A 12,784-nucleotide genomic window follows, 5' to 3' on the forward strand; every position below is an offset into this window, starting at 1 on the left:
GCTCGCTCGGGCCAGGAAGGCGAGATGCCGTTCAGGACGGCACCCACACCCATCAGTGCGGTGATTCCGGTCAGGACATGGCGGCGCACCCTCAGCGGGGTGCGATGACTCACGATCGCGACAGAGAGTTCGCTGTAGAGGAGCGCGGCTCCTGCGCTCACGACCCTGAGGCGGCTGGGAAGCACGCCGATGTGAGCGCCGCCGTAGCTGGCTCGGCCCCAAGGGGTCCCGATCGCAAGGGCTGCTTGGAAGGCGGCCAGCCCTGCCAGCCCCACGGCCACTGCTCCACGCTCCACGGAGCGTCGCTGGTGCTCAGCACCCTGTCGCGTCTGCCTCGGCCCAGTCACACGGCCATCATGCCTCGGCCGGTCATGCCGCTTTCAGTGCGTTGTTCAGTGCGGCTCTCCGTGTCTCGGTGACGTGCCACGGCTGCGTCCGGTCTCGCGTCGAGGATGATGGGGCATGGACAACCCCACCCGAGGCGTCTATCCGTTCGACCCAGCCCTGCACGCGCGCGCCCTGGCCATCCTCGCCGAACCGTTGCGAGCAGCCGGTATGGGGGAGCCGCCGATGCTCGACACGAACAACCCGGGTTCCATGTCCCTCATGTGGCACGCCGAGGGCGGCGGAGAGCGTCCCCGCCCGGACTCACCCGTGTGGACCCACGGCGGCTGCTACGACGTGGTCGTCCGCTGGGCCGAGTCCGGCAGGCTGGACGTCCACACCGAGGGCGGCCAGATGGTCGACGAGCCCTGGCCGTCGACGCTCGAGGCGTTCGACGCCGCGCTTGCACGTCGCCGCCCGAATCGGTGCGGTGATCGAGGCCGACATCAAGCGTTTCGAGGACGAGGACGACGGCTACCTGCCCGGCACCAGGTGAACGTGGACGCGGCGGGCCCCGAACTAGGGAACAGGGTCGCGGGGTGTCCCGGGGAGCTGGCTCTGGACGCCGTCGATCGGCGGGTGCGCCATGAAGCACCCGCGAGTCCGCACCCAAGGAGCCCCCCATGAGCCGTCCCGTCGTCGCCGCCCTGTTCTCCTCGCTCGACGGGGTCGTCTCCGACCCCTACCTCTTCCAGTACGACTCCTTCGACGAGGGCCTGGGCCAGTTCATGACCGAGGCCATCGGACGCGTCGCCGCCGGCATCCTCGGCCGCACCACCTACGAGCAGTGGGCGGGCTACTGGCCGAACCAGGCCCCCGAGGAGGACGCCTCCTTCGCCGACTTCATCAAACGGCTGCCCAAGTACGTGGCCTCGCGCACCCTCACCCAGGACGACCTCACCTGGCAGAACTCCACCCTCATCGAGGCCGACCTGCTCGACTTCGTCCGCCAACTCAAGCAGACCGACGGCGGGGCGGTGGGCGTCCAAGGATCGATCTCGGTCGTGCGCCAACTGGCCGCCGCCGGACTGCTCGACGAACTCACCCTCTGCCTGCACCCGGCGGTGGCGGGGGAGGGCGTCCGGTTGTTCGCCGACGCCGCACCCCTGCGTCTCGAGCTGCTCGACTCGCGCATCACCGAGAAGGGCAACGCGATCCTCACGTACGGGCCCGGGCTCACGATCGGGTAGGTCAGCCGAGCGCGTTCAGGTGGTGGCGGGTGTCGTCGTCGAGGGACGCCAACCACGCGGCCTCGTCCCCTGCCGCGGGCAGGACGTACCCGTACTCGACCATGTTCGCGGGCGGCAGGTCGACGAGGTAGACCCACACCGCCCGGCGGGGGACGCCCAGCGCCTCACGCACCGCACCGCCCAGCGCGTCGAGCAGGGCCGCCTTCTGCTCGGGCGTGCGTCCGGCGCGGATCTGCCCGTGCACGAACACCAGCTCGTCGGCGATCGGGGCGCCGCCGACGAAGTGGCGGTCGGCATCCACCTCCTCGAAGACGACCTGGGCAAAGAAGCCCTGCGCGCCGGTGGCCGCAGTGTGGGCGGTGGTGATCGCGCGGGCGAGGGTGGCGCGGGCGTCGCCGTTGAGGCGTCCGGTGGTGGTGCGCACGGTGTAGGTCGGCATGGGGCGAGGGTAGGAGTCGGGTGGGGGCCGGTCAACGCCCCTTGTCTGCCCGGGGTGAGCTTGGGTGGCGCGCCGCGACATGCGACGATGCGCAGCGTGGATTCGGCCCTCTTCGTGCAGGCACTCGGTGCCTTCTTCGCCATCATGAACCCGTTCATCGCCCTGCCGATGTTCCTGGCGCTGACCAGCGGTTACGACCACGCACGGCAGCGCCGCACCAGCCTGCGCGTGGTCGTCTACAGCGCGGTGTGAGCATCGTGGTCATGGCGAGTGGCTCGGCGATCCTGGGGTTCTTCGGCATCTCGGTGAGCCACTTCCGGGTGGCCGGCGGCATCGTGCTGATGACCATCGGCCTCGGCATGCTGAACGGTGGCAGCTCGGCCCACGAGGGCACCCCGACCGAGAAGGCCCGCATGCGCACTCGGGCGATGGCCTCGGCCGGGGGCGAGGCGGGCGTGACGGCGACGGGTCCGGCGTCCGGGCCGGCGCACGACGCCCACCCCGATGCGGCGGCCGACATCTCGTTCTACCCGCTGACGTTCCCGATGATCCTGGGCCCGGGGTCGATCGCGTCGATCGTCATCTTCACCGGCCAGGCCGACGGGGTGCCCGGCATCGTCGCCGCCATCGCCGTCGCGATGGTGATCGCCGGCCTGCAGGAGCTGATCCCGATCCTGCGGTGAGCCCCCGGCATCCTCCGATCGGATGACCCCAGGTCGGGGCGGGTGGGGGAGGTTCGAGGGCGGCCGCCACGGAACCCTTGGGGTATGGCACTCATCACCGTCTCCGGGCTCACCAAGTCGTACGGCACGCACCAGGTCCTCCACGGCATCGACCTCACCGTCGACGAGGGCGAGATCGTGGGCGTGCTGGGGCCCAACGGCTCGGGCAAGACCACGGCGGTCGAGTGCATCGGAGGCCTCCGCGCCCGCGACGGCGGCACGGTCGACATCGCGGGCATGGACCCGGCGACCGACCCCCTCGCCCTCCGCGAGATGCTCGGCATGCAGCTGCAGCAGTGCCGCCTCCCCAACCGGATGCGCGTCGGCGAGGCCCTCGACCTCTACTCCGCCTTCTACGCCAACCCCCGCCCGGCCGGCGAGCTGCTCGAGAGCTTCGGCCTCGCCGCCCACGCCGGGCAGCCCTTCGGCAAGCTGTCGGGCGGCCAGCAGCAGCGCCTCTCGATCGCGCTCGCCCTCATCGGACGCCCCCGCATCGCCTTCCTCGACGAGCTGACCACCGGCCTCGACCCGGCCGCCCGCCGCGAGATCTGGGAGTACCTCGGCCTGCTCCGCGACGAGGGCGTCACCATGCTGCTCGTCACCCACTTCATGGAGGAGGCCGCCTTCCTCTGCGACCGCGTCGTCATCCTCGAGGACGGCCGCATCGTCGCCGCCGGCACCCCCGCCGACATCGCCGCGGGCACCGGCGGCCAGGAGACCTCCTTCGCCGCCGACCCGGCCATCGATCTGGACGCCCTCCGTCGCCTCCCCGGTGTGACGTCGGTGAGTGTCGACCGCGGACGCGTCAGCGTCCAGGGCGACGCCGACTCCCCGCAGGTGGTCCTCGCGGCGCTCGCCGGCAGCGGGATCGTCGCCCGCCAGCTGCGCGTCACCACCCCCTCGCTCGACGACGCCTACCTCTCGCTCACCCAGGAAGGGTCCCTCCGATGACCGCCGCCACCGCCCCCGCCACCCGCAGCCTCGCCACCACCACCCCCACGGACCGGTTCACCCGCGCGTTCGCCGCGCACCTCCGCAGCGAGACCCGCCTGATCCTCCGGGAGGCGGCCGCGCTCATCTTCGGGGCCGTCCTCCCGCTGGCGGCGATCATCGTGATGTCGGCGATCCCGGCCGCGCGCGAGCCGCTGGCCGACTTCGGCGGGCTCTCGGTCGTGCGCACCTACCAGCCCACGATCCTGCTGTTCGCCACCTCGGTGCTGGGGCTCACCATCGTTCCCGCGATCCTGGGCGGCTACCGGCAGGGGGGCATCCTGCGCCGGCTGCGCACGACGCCGGCCTCGCCGGCCACGCTGCTCGCGGCGCTGTTCGTGGTCGTCGCCGCCGTCGGTCTGGTCGTGGCCGCCCTCATCGTGGCGGTCCCGGCCATCGCGGGCGCCGGGCTCCCCGAGCACCTCGGCTGGTTCGCGCTCGCGGCGGTCCTCAGCCTGGTGGCCTTCCTCGCCCTCGGAACCCTGCTCGCCGCGGTCGTCCCGTCGCCGCAGGTCGCGGCCGGGCTCGGCAACGTCGTCGCCGCCCTGATGTGGTTCTCCGCCGGCCTGTGGCTGCCGCGCGTGTTCTTCCCCGACTGGCTGGTGACCCTCACCGACCTGACCCCGGGCGGCGCCGCGACGCAGGCGATGATCGACGCCGCGGTCGGCGTCCAGCCCTCGTGGCAGCCCTTCGTGGTGCTCGTCGTCTGGACCGCCGCGGCCGCCCTCGTCGCCGTCCGCACCTTCCGCTGGGAGTGAGTCGGGCAGGATGAGCACCATGACCACCCGCCGCGAGGAGCTCCCGCTCGGAGTCCCGCTCGGCCTGCTCGGGGCCAGCCTGGTCGCAGCGGTCGTGATGGCGCTGGCGGGCGTCCCGGTCGTGCGGGTGGCCGACCTGCCCTGGTTGGTCGCCCTCGCCGTCGCGCTGGCGGTCGTCCGGGTCGCGGCCCACCGGCCCGGCACCTCCGAGGGCCGGCGCGTGTTCCTCTTCTGGATCAACCTCGGCCTGGCCCTCGCCGCCGTCTGGCTGTCGCCCGCGTTCGGCCTCTACCTCTTCATCGGCTACTTCGAGTCGGCGGGCTTCCGGTCGGTGCCGCAGCGCCTCGCGGGCATGGTCGGCGTCGCGCTGGTCATCGCGGTCGCCCAGGTCGGCGGGCCGCGTTCCGTGCTCTTCATCCCGCTCGTCTACGCCGCGTTCGTGGCCGTGAACCTCGCGATCACCGGGCTCATGTTCGTGCTCAACCGCCGCCGCGAGGGGCTCTACGTCGAGCTTGCCCGCACCAACGACGAGCTGCGCGCCGAGCAGCAGCGCTCGGCCACACTGCGCGACCAGCTCGTCGCCCAGGCCCACGAGGCCGGCATCGCCGAGGAGCGCGCCCGCCTCTCCCGCGAGATCCACGACACCGTCGCGCAGGACCTCGTCGCCATCATCGCCCAGCTCGACGCGGCGTCCGCGGCCGTCGACCCGGCCGAGCGCGACCGTCGCCTCTCCATCGTGGACGCCGCCGCCCGCGAGGCCCTCGACGAGGCCCGCCGGGCTGTGCGCGCCCTCGCGTCGCCGCGCCTCGACGACGCCGACCTGCCGCTCGCCCTCGACGACCTGCTCGGCCAGTGGCGCGCCGCCACCGGGTTGGACGGCGAGCTCACCGTGGCGGGCACGGCCACCGCGACCGGCCACGACGACGTGCTGCTGCGCGTCGCCCAGGAGGGGCTGGCCAACGTCTCCAAGCACTCCCGCGCGCGCCGGGCCGACGTGGTGCTGCGCTACGAGGGCAGCGAGGCCAGCCTCGCGATCGCCGACGACGGACTGGGCTTCGACCCCGACCAGCCCCACCAGGGGTTCGGCCTGCGCGGCATGCGCGACCGCCTGGCGGCGGTGGGTGGACGCCTCGAGGTCGCGTCCACGCCCGACGGCACCCATCTGGTCGCCCACGTGCCCCTGGGTGGGGATGCCACGCCAGGCGAGGCCCCCGCAGAGCAGCCCGCCCCGACCGAGGAGGACCGATGATCACCGTCGTCATCGCCGACGACCACCCCCTGGTGCGGGACGGGATCGTCGCGATCCTCGCCCGCGAGCCCGACCTGGAGGTGCTGGCCCAGGCGGGGTCTGGGCCCGAGGCCGTGGCGATGGTCGCGCACCACGACCCCGACGTCGTGCTCATGGACCTCCGCATGCCCGGCGGTGACGGCGTCGACGCGATCCGCACGCTGCGCGGTCAGCGGTCCGACCGGCCGCGCATCCTCGTGCTGACCACCTACGACACCGACCGCGACATTCGCGCCGCGCTGGCCGCCGGGGCCGACGGCTACCTGCTCAAGGACACCCCGCGCGCCGACCTGATCCGCGCCGTCCGCGACCTGGCCGCAGGGCGACCGGTGCTCGCGGCGTCCGCGCTCGCCGCCCTGGCCGGGCGCGGGGCCGGGCCCGTCGCGCTCACCGCCCGCGAGGCCGACGTGGTGCGCGAACTGGCCGCCGGCGGCACCAACCGCGAGGCCGCCGCGCGGCTGCACGTGAGCGAGACCACGTTCAAGACCCACCTGTCGCGGGTGTACGAGAAGCTCGGGGTCTCCGACCGGGCGGCGGCCGTGCGGGTCGCCTATGAGCGCGGCCTGATCTGAGGGGCGGGCGGGCGTAGGGTGGCTGGGTCCCACCCCCGAGGGAGAGCATGTCCACCTGGATCGCACAGGGCCAGCTCGCGCTGGTCAACGCCCTGATCGTCTTCGTCGTCACGTTCGTGCCGGTGGTCGCCTGGCAGTACCGGCGCTACGGACGCCCCAACGCCGCGCGCCTGTTGGGCGCGTTCGGGCTGGCGTCGTACACGACGGCGCTGCTGACCTACACGTGGCTGCCGCTGCCCGACCGCGACACCCTCGACTGCACGCGGGCGCCGATCCCGCAGGCGGTGCCGGGCGCGTTCGTCGGCGACATCGCCCGCGCTCTTGACCGGTTCGGGTTGCCCGACGCGCTGTGGTCGTTCACCGTGCTGCAGGTCGTGCTGAACGTGGTGCTGTTCGTGCCGTGGGGCGTGGTCGTGCGGCAGTTCCTGCACCGGGGGTTGCTGGTGGCGACGCTGAGTGGGTTCGGGGCGTCCGTGTTCATCGAGACCGCCCAGCTGACCGGGCTGTTCGGCATCTACCCGTGCGCCTACCGCACTTTTGACGTCGATGACGTGCTCACCAACACCCTCGGCGCCCTGATCGGTGCGCTGATCGCGCCGTTGCTGCTCGCCTGGATGCCCCACGCCCGCGACCTCGCCGTGCAGCGCCACGTGCCGCGGCCGGTGACGATGGTCCGGCGGTGGCTGGGCATGCTGGCCGACGCGTTCGCGTTCACGGTGCTGTCGGCGGTGCTGTCGATCCTCACGCTGGTGGGGGCGCTGGTGCTCGGCGTCGACACCAGCGGTGGCATCGCGTCGCTGGGCTGGGTGGGCTTCGCGATCACTGTCGGCATCCCGTGGATCGTCTGCTTCGTCGTGCCGCCCTGGGGTGGTTACGCGGCGTCGGGTGGCCAGTACATGGTGTGGCTGACGCCGATGTGGCGCGATTCAGCGGGTGAGCTGACCCACGGGACGCTGGTGCAACGGCTGGTGCGGGCCCACGTCGTGCCCGGCCCGATGCTGCTCACCTTGGTGCTCGACTGGTGGCTGAAGCTCGACCCGTGGGCCAGCCTGCCGTGGCTCGTGATCGCCGCGACGGCGGTCGTGATGGTGCCCTTCACGCGCACGTTCCGGTCGCTGAGCGGCGTCGTCACCGGCTGCGAGGTGGTCGACATCCGCACGGTCGACGACATCCCGGACGAGGTGATCCCGCCCGTTCTACCGACCCGAGATCACCCGGTGATCTGAGCCCCGCAGCAGGTCGTTCGCCGCGGGCCTTCCCGGTGCTACTCGAGGAGGACCGCCTGGGCGTCGCTCCCGGTGGCACACGGCGTCCGCGCGGGCCGCAGTGGTGTCTGGTCGACCGGCGGTCTGGACCGGGGTGGCGTGAACACGGGTTGGCCTTCGTCGTCGATCCGAACGGTCCAGCGGGTGGGTGGAGCCCCGCGGTCGAAGAAGCGGAGCGGCTCGACCGTGCCGTGGTGGTGCGGGCACAGGAGCACCAGGTTCCCCAGTGCCGTATCGCCGCCCGCCCACCACGGAGTGATGTGGTGTGCCTCGCAGGCGTGCGCCTGGACGCGGCAGCCCGGGAACGCGCAGCCCTGGTCGCGAACCTCCAGTGCGCGCCGGATGCCCGGTGTGACGAGCCGCTGCTCGCGCCCGACGTCGAGCGGCACGCTGGCGGAACCCAGGATCACGGGCAGGACGTTCGCGTCGCAGGCGAGTCGGCGCAGTTCACCGGCGGTCAGCTGCTCACCGCCCGCGAGCACGCCGGCTTGCTCGGCGCGCTCGAGAAGGTCGTCGTAGGAGAGGGTGACCACCACGGTCGGCCTCATCGAGGTCGCGCGCCCGGCGGTCGACGGCTGTGTCGCGGACGCGTCGGCAGTCCTAGGGAACTGCCCCTCAGTCGGCCTCCGCGCGGAGCCCACCTGAGGCCGCGCCGCGACCAGCGCGACCAACCCGTCGGCGGTGCGCTGTTCGGAGGTCCTCAGACCGGCCTCGTCGTGGCGATCCCCGGCGTGTTCCAAGGCGCGCCGGTTGGAGACGGAGTGCGCCTCCACGAGTCGCTTGAAGGCCTCGCCCTCGAGCGTCGGCAGTTGCCCGCGGAACCGGAGGCTGCCGTCCCCGTCGGGACTGAAGACCAGCGACCGAGCGGCCCAGGCGCGCTTGCGTTGGGCGTCCAGGCGGGAGAGTTCGTCCTCCACCGCGTCCACCTCCGGGGCGACGGCTTCGAGGACGCGCCGGGTCTGCCGGGCGAGATCCTTCGCGTCGACGAGGTGGGCCTTGCCGAGCAGGATGTCCTCCGCCTGCTCGCGCTGCTCGTGACTGAGCGTGGCCGGCAGCTCGCCCAGGACCTTGTCGATGGCCCGGGCCTGGGCGACGGAGACATCGCCCGCCAGCGTCGCCTCGGCCACCTTCGGGTGCGCGGTGATGTCCTTGCCGGCGTACACCCACGATGAGGCCTCTCCGGCGGTCACCTTGGCCGAGACAGCGAGCAGGGACTTGATGCTCGTCCCGCGTGCCGCCTCCGCGGATCGCGCCCGGTCGGCCTCGGCCACGAGCACGGCACGCAGGGCCTCCACCTGGCGCCCGAGCGCGACCACCTCCGTGACGAGCGCAAGGCGGGCCTCGGCGTCCAGACGCTTGCGACCCATGTGGTCGACTGAGCTCAGCAGCGAGCGCGCGCCGGCCAGAGCGGTGGCGGTGGGGGTGCGCTCGTCCATGGCTCCACGCTACGGAACCGAGCGCCTGAATAGAACGCCTGACGGGAAATGTGGAGAACTCGGTCAACTTGTCCACATCTGCCCGCGCCCCTTGACAGCCCAGCGAAGCAACCCACCTCAGGGCCCATCAGCGCAGCACGATCTCCTGGCGGTTGAGCTTCACCGCGTGCCCGGTGGCAGTGTTGGTGCAGGTCACGCCCGACTCGGCGCTGCTGCACATGAAGTCGCCCAGGCGCAGGGCGTTGCCTGGGAACGCCGCCGGGTCGCTCGCGCACGAGTACACCGGAACGCCGTCGGCGAGGTCCACCTCGGTGGCCGGGCCGGGGCCGTCGACGCAGTCGACCTCGGGGACCGTGCCGGTGAACTCCATGGGGATCGCGCACGTGACCCCGTCGGGCCGCATCGCGCAGGCGAGCCGCGTCGAGGGGACGCAAAATCGACACTGGGTGTGGCCCAACGCGCGACGTCGAGCGTGGCGGAGGGCTCCGGGGTGGGATCCGATGGAGCGAAACCGTCACTTGTCGTCGGTGCCGGGCTCGGCGAGGCGACCACGCTCGGCGCGGGCTCGGCCACGGGCGGCACCGCACCCGGCCGGAACACCAGGCCGCCCACCACGGCCACGACCGCGACCAGTCCCAGGGCCGACGTGGTCAGCACCCGGCGCCGGATCGTCCGGTGCCCGGAGGCGACGACGGGGTCGACGTCGACCACGAGAGCATTGCGCAAGCCGCTGGCCTGGAGGTCGCGGCGGAGCAGGTCCTCGAAGCCGTTCATGACAGGAGTCCTTCCTCGGCGTAGCGGGCGCGGAGCGAGGCCAGCCCGCGGGCGGCGTTCGACTTCACGGTGCCCAGCGACAGGCCCAACTGGTCGGCGACCTCACGCTCGGAGAGGTCGGCGTAGTAACGCAGCACCACGACCCGGCGCTGCTGCGGGGGCAGGGTGGCGAGCATGCAGCCGACGCGGTCGTGCTCCTCGACCTGCTCGAAGCCGGACGCCGACACGGGTGCGTGCGCCTCGACCGCCTCGTCCGAGACCACCTCGCCGTGCCGCTTGCGCCAGGCGTCGACGCTCGCGTTGACGAGGATCCGGCGCGCGTAGGCGGGGGCGTCGTCGTGCCGCACGCGCGACCATGCGAGGTACGTCTTCAGCAGCGCGGTCTGGACCAGGTCGTGGGCCTGCTCGCGGTCGGGGTGACTTCCAGTGCGTGAACTGGGAGGACACCGTCGAGTGCACCAACACCGCGACCGGGCACGGCATGCACCTGTCCCCGCGGGCCATCATCACCCGTTGACCCCTGCCCACCTCCACGATCGGACGCCGGCGGCCCAGGCTGCCGGCGTCCGGCCGCGTCTACAGCCAGCGGCGCCCGGACAGCAGGCCGAGCAGGTGGTCGAGGACGCCGCTGCCCATGCGGAGTCCGTTGTGCTCGTACTCGCTGGTCACCCAGGTGCGGCAGTCGGGCAGCATGGCGGCCGTCTCGAGGGAGTACTCGAGCGGCACGTAGGCGTCGCGCGCGTACACGGCGGCCGCGACGGGCACGTCGGCCTCGGCCAGCTTCTCGGGGAAGTACAGCTGCGGCCACGGGTGCTCGGCGAGCAGGTCGGCGGCCTCGGCCCAGCCGTTCAACTCGGACGCCTCGGCGAACAGACTGCGGTGCAGGTGCTCGCCGGCGAGGAGGGTCGGGTCCTCGCGCACGGCGTCGGGCATGGTGCGGTCGGCGGCCCAGCGGGTCCGGACGCCGTCGGCGTAGCTGGACTCGTGGAACACCGCGTACAGCGGGTTGCGCGCCCCGAAGGGAAGGGCCGCCGCGAGGTCGTGCGCGAACGCGGGGGAGCGGTGGTCGAGTTCGAGCAGGTAGTGCAGCTGCTCCGCCCCGCCCTGCGCGCCGAGCTTGTGCCCGAGCGTGCGCAGGCGGTCGGGGGAGACGGCGTCCCCGTTGGGGAGGACGATCTCGCCGGCCGCGGCCAGCCCGGTGAGCTGCCGGATGCGCTCCCGGTCGCCGGGGAACCACCGGTAGTACTGCTCGGACTTCCCGACCATGATCTGCCAGGTCGCGGCGTAGACGTCCTCGATGGGGTGCTGCACCGCGCTCAGCCCGCCGGTGATGACCGCGCCCGCGAGGCTCTCGGGGCGCACCGACAGGTAGTGCAGTGCGGTGAACCCGCCGAAGGACTGGCCGAGGATCGTCCACGTGCGCGCGCCCAGCGCCTCGCGCACCGCCTCGCAGTCGTTGACGATCTCGTCGGCGCGGAAGTGGGTCAGGTACTCGGCGGTCGCCTCGCTGCCGGCCAGATCGGACGCCGGGCCGAACGGCGTCGACCGCCCCGTCCCGCGCTGGTCGAGCATGACGACCTGGTAGTCCTGCAGCGCGCGGCGCAGCCACGGCGGGTTGTCGGGTCCCAGTGACGGGCGCGGCGCCTCGTGGCCCGGGCCGCCCTGCAGGAACACCAGGTACGGCTTGTCCTCCCCGCCCTCGCCGGTGACGACGCGGGCGAAAACCTCGATGGTCCCCGCGCCGTCGTTGGCGTGGTCGAGGGGGACGTCGAGGAACAGGTTGGTGAGGGTCAGTCCGGGCAGCCGGTCCGTGCTGGTGCGCATGGCGTCAGGCTAGTGCTCGCAGAATGTGCTCCTTCGACGTAATGCACGTGGCGCAAAGAGCAAGGAGCACATTTCGCGAGCAGACGGTCAGCTCACTCCCATTCGATGGTGCCCGGGGGCTTGGGGGTGGTGTCGTACATGACGCGGTTGACGCCCTCGACCTCGGCGCAGATACGCAGGGTCACCTTGTTCAGCAACGACCACGGCAGCTCGGCGACACCGGCGGACATGGCGTCGGAGGACAGCACCGCACGCAGCACGATGGCCTGGCCGTAGGTGCGGTAGCCGTCGGTGACGCCGACCGAACGCGTGCCGGGCAGCACGGTGAAGTACTGCCACACCTCGCCCTCCAGGCCGGCGGCGGCGACCTCGGCGCGGAAGATGGCGTCGGACTCACGCACCATGCGCACCTTGTCGGGGGTCAGCGCACCCACCACGCGCACGGCCAGACCCGGGCCCGGGAACGGCTGGCGCCACACGAGCTCGTGCGGCAGCCCGAGGGCCTCGCCGACGGCGCGCACCTCATCCTTGAACAGGTACTTCACGGGCTCGACGAGTTCGAAGTCGAAGTCCTCGGGCAGGCCGCCGACGTTGTGGTGGCTCTTGACGACGCCCTTGTCGGAGTCGGATTCGATGATGTCGGGGTAGATCGTCCCCTGCACGAGGTAGTCGATCTGGCCGAGCGAGCGGGCCTCCTCCTCGAAGACGCGGATGAACTCCTCGCCGATGATCTTGCGCTTGCGCTCGGGGTCGTCGACGCCCTCGAGCTTGCCGAGGAACCGGTCGACGGCGTCCACCGAGATGAGGTTCATGCCGAAGTGGTCGCCGAAGAGCTGGTCGACCATCTCGGGCTCGCCGGCGCGCATGAGGCCGTGGTCGACGAAGACGCAGACGAGCTGGTCGCCGACGGCCTTGTGCACGATCGCGGCGCACACCGAGCTGTCCACGCCGCCCGACAGCGCGCACAGCACCCGCTTGTCGCCGACCTGCTGGCGCACCTGCTCGACCATGACGTCGACGTACTCGGTGATGCTCCCGGCGAACCCGGTGCGCTTCTCCAGGGACTCCCGCTCGTCCATGACTTCTCCTCAGGCCTTGGCTGCGTGCCCAGCCTATTGCCGCGGCTCACCGCTGGTGCATTC

The 12,784-nt window shown here is 72.2% G+C and carries 13 protein-coding genes and 1 pseudogene; 8 read left to right on the top strand and 6 right to left on the bottom strand.

All coding sequences use genetic code 11. The features are described from left to right. The first annotated feature begins 1,007 nt into the window (after positions 1 to 1,007). Positions 1,008 to 1,574: a dihydrofolate reductase family protein gene (locus tag J4N02_RS01735; RefSeq protein WP_188333866.1), complete on the top strand. Its 567-nt coding sequence runs from the start codon at positions 1,008 to 1,010 to the stop codon at positions 1,572 to 1,574. 1 nt (position 1,575) lies between these two features. Here J4N02_RS01735 and J4N02_RS01740 read toward each other — a convergent pair whose 3' ends face one another. Beyond that, on the bottom strand, positions 1,576 to 2,013 hold the full coding sequence (locus tag J4N02_RS01740) for a tautomerase family protein (protein WP_182818191.1): 438 nt from the start codon (positions 2,011 to 2,013) through the stop codon (positions 1,576 to 1,578). A 96-nt stretch (positions 2,014 to 2,109) separates the two neighbouring features. On the opposite strand from J4N02_RS01740, the gene J4N02_RS17025 reads away from it, so the two are divergent. The 7 genes from J4N02_RS17025 (at position 2,110) to J4N02_RS01775 (ending at position 7,569) form a co-directional block, all read left to right on the top strand. Next, a complete protein-coding gene (locus tag J4N02_RS17025; RefSeq protein ID WP_208091067.1) occupies positions 2,110 to 2,265 on the top strand; it encodes a MarC family protein in 156 nt (51 codons plus the stop codon). An 11-nt stretch (positions 2,266 to 2,276) separates the two neighbouring features. Continuing rightward, positions 2,277 to 2,696: a MarC family protein gene (locus J4N02_RS01750; protein WP_208091068.1), complete on the top strand. Its 420-nt coding sequence runs from the start codon at positions 2,277 to 2,279 to the stop codon at positions 2,694 to 2,696. An 84-nt stretch (positions 2,697 to 2,780) separates the two neighbouring features. After that, entirely contained in the window at positions 2,781 to 3,686 is a 906-nt protein-coding gene (locus J4N02_RS01755; RefSeq protein ID WP_188333867.1) for an ABC transporter ATP-binding protein, read from the top strand. Beyond that, positions 3,683 to 4,483: an ABC transporter permease gene (locus J4N02_RS01760; RefSeq protein ID WP_188333868.1), complete on the top strand. Its 801-nt coding sequence runs from the start codon at positions 3,683 to 3,685 to the stop codon at positions 4,481 to 4,483. Before J4N02_RS01755 ends, J4N02_RS01760 begins: the two co-directional genes overlap by 4 nt. Before the next feature lie 19 nt (positions 4,484 to 4,502). Further along, on the top strand, positions 4,503 to 5,732 hold the full coding sequence (locus tag J4N02_RS01765) for a sensor histidine kinase (RefSeq protein ID WP_188333869.1): 1,230 nt from the start codon (positions 4,503 to 4,505) through the stop codon (positions 5,730 to 5,732). After that, entirely contained in the window at positions 5,729 to 6,343 is a 615-nt protein-coding gene (locus J4N02_RS01770) for a response regulator transcription factor (protein ID WP_188333870.1), read from the top strand. Before J4N02_RS01765 ends, J4N02_RS01770 begins: the two co-directional genes overlap by 4 nt. Positions 6,344 to 6,390: 47 nt before the next feature. Next, entirely contained in the window at positions 6,391 to 7,569 is a 1,179-nt protein-coding gene (locus tag J4N02_RS01775; RefSeq protein ID WP_188333871.1) for a VanZ family protein, read from the top strand. Between the two features lie 38 nt (positions 7,570 to 7,607). Here the strand turns inward: J4N02_RS01775 and J4N02_RS01780 are convergent, their stop codons facing one another. The 5 genes and pseudogenes from J4N02_RS01780 to guaA all read right to left on the bottom strand — a co-directional run bounded on the left by J4N02_RS01780 (position 7,608) and on the right by guaA (position 12,721). After that, complete coding sequence (locus tag J4N02_RS01780) at positions 7,608 to 9,044, bottom strand: HNH endonuclease signature motif containing protein (RefSeq protein ID WP_188333872.1); 1,437 nt, start codon at positions 9,042 to 9,044, stop codon at positions 7,608 to 7,610. A 127-nt stretch (positions 9,045 to 9,171) separates the two neighbouring features. Further along, positions 9,172 to 9,447 (bottom strand): hypothetical protein, encoded by a 276-nt coding sequence (locus J4N02_RS01785; RefSeq protein WP_188333873.1) that lies wholly within the window; start codon positions 9,445 to 9,447, stop codon positions 9,172 to 9,174. 367 nt (positions 9,448 to 9,814) lie between these two features. Next, positions 9,815 to 10,222: pseudogene (locus J4N02_RS01790) on the bottom strand (SigE family RNA polymerase sigma factor); the annotation flags it as partial. 172 nt (positions 10,223 to 10,394) lie between these two features. Continuing rightward, positions 10,395 to 11,642 (bottom strand): alpha/beta fold hydrolase, encoded by a 1,248-nt coding sequence (locus J4N02_RS01795; RefSeq protein ID WP_188333874.1) that lies wholly within the window; start codon positions 11,640 to 11,642, stop codon positions 10,395 to 10,397. 92 nt (positions 11,643 to 11,734) lie between these two features. Continuing rightward, on the bottom strand, positions 11,735 to 12,721 hold the full coding sequence (guaA, locus tag J4N02_RS01800; protein WP_188333875.1) for a glutamine-hydrolyzing GMP synthase: 987 nt from the start codon (positions 12,719 to 12,721) through the stop codon (positions 11,735 to 11,737). Between the last annotated feature and the right edge of the window lie 63 nt (positions 12,722 to 12,784).

Origin of the sequence: Propioniciclava sp. MC1595 (assembly GCF_017569205.1) — a bacterium.
Lineage (GTDB): Bacteria > Actinomycetota > Actinomycetes > Propionibacteriales > Propionibacteriaceae > Propioniciclava.

Bases quoted from the DNA above. Each gene is read 5' to 3' on its own strand.
- J4N02_RS01775 (WP_188333871.1), top strand. From the start codon at position 6,391: ATGTCCACCTGGATCGCACAGGGCCAGCTCGCGCTGGTCAACGCCCTG.
- J4N02_RS01770 (WP_188333870.1), top strand. From the start codon at position 5,729: ATGATCACCGTCGTCATCGCCGACGACCACCCCCTGGTGCGGGACGGG.
- J4N02_RS01740 (WP_182818191.1), bottom strand. From the start codon at position 2,013: ATGCCGACCTACACCGTGCGCACCACCACCGGACGCCTCAACGGCGAC.
- guaA (WP_188333875.1), bottom strand. From the start codon at position 12,721: ATGGACGAGCGGGAGTCCCTGGAGAAGCGCACCGGGTTCGCCGGGAGC.
- J4N02_RS01765 (WP_188333869.1), top strand. From the start codon at position 4,503: ATGACCACCCGCCGCGAGGAGCTCCCGCTCGGAGTCCCGCTCGGCCTG.
- J4N02_RS01750 (WP_208091068.1), top strand. From the start codon at position 2,277: ATGGCGAGTGGCTCGGCGATCCTGGGGTTCTTCGGCATCTCGGTGAGC.
- J4N02_RS01760 (WP_188333868.1), top strand. From the start codon at position 3,683: ATGACCGCCGCCACCGCCCCCGCCACCCGCAGCCTCGCCACCACCACC.
- J4N02_RS01755 (WP_188333867.1), top strand. From the start codon at position 2,781: ATGGCACTCATCACCGTCTCCGGGCTCACCAAGTCGTACGGCACGCAC.
- J4N02_RS01735 (WP_188333866.1), top strand. From the start codon at position 1,008: ATGAGCCGTCCCGTCGTCGCCGCCCTGTTCTCCTCGCTCGACGGGGTC.
- J4N02_RS01795 (WP_188333874.1), bottom strand. From the start codon at position 11,642: ATGCGCACCAGCACGGACCGGCTGCCCGGACTGACCCTCACCAACCTG.
- J4N02_RS01785 (WP_188333873.1), bottom strand. From the start codon at position 9,447: ATGCGGCCCGACGGGGTCACGTGCGCGATCCCCATGGAGTTCACCGGC.
- J4N02_RS01780 (WP_188333872.1), bottom strand. From the start codon at position 9,044: ATGGACGAGCGCACCCCCACCGCCACCGCTCTGGCCGGCGCGCGCTCG.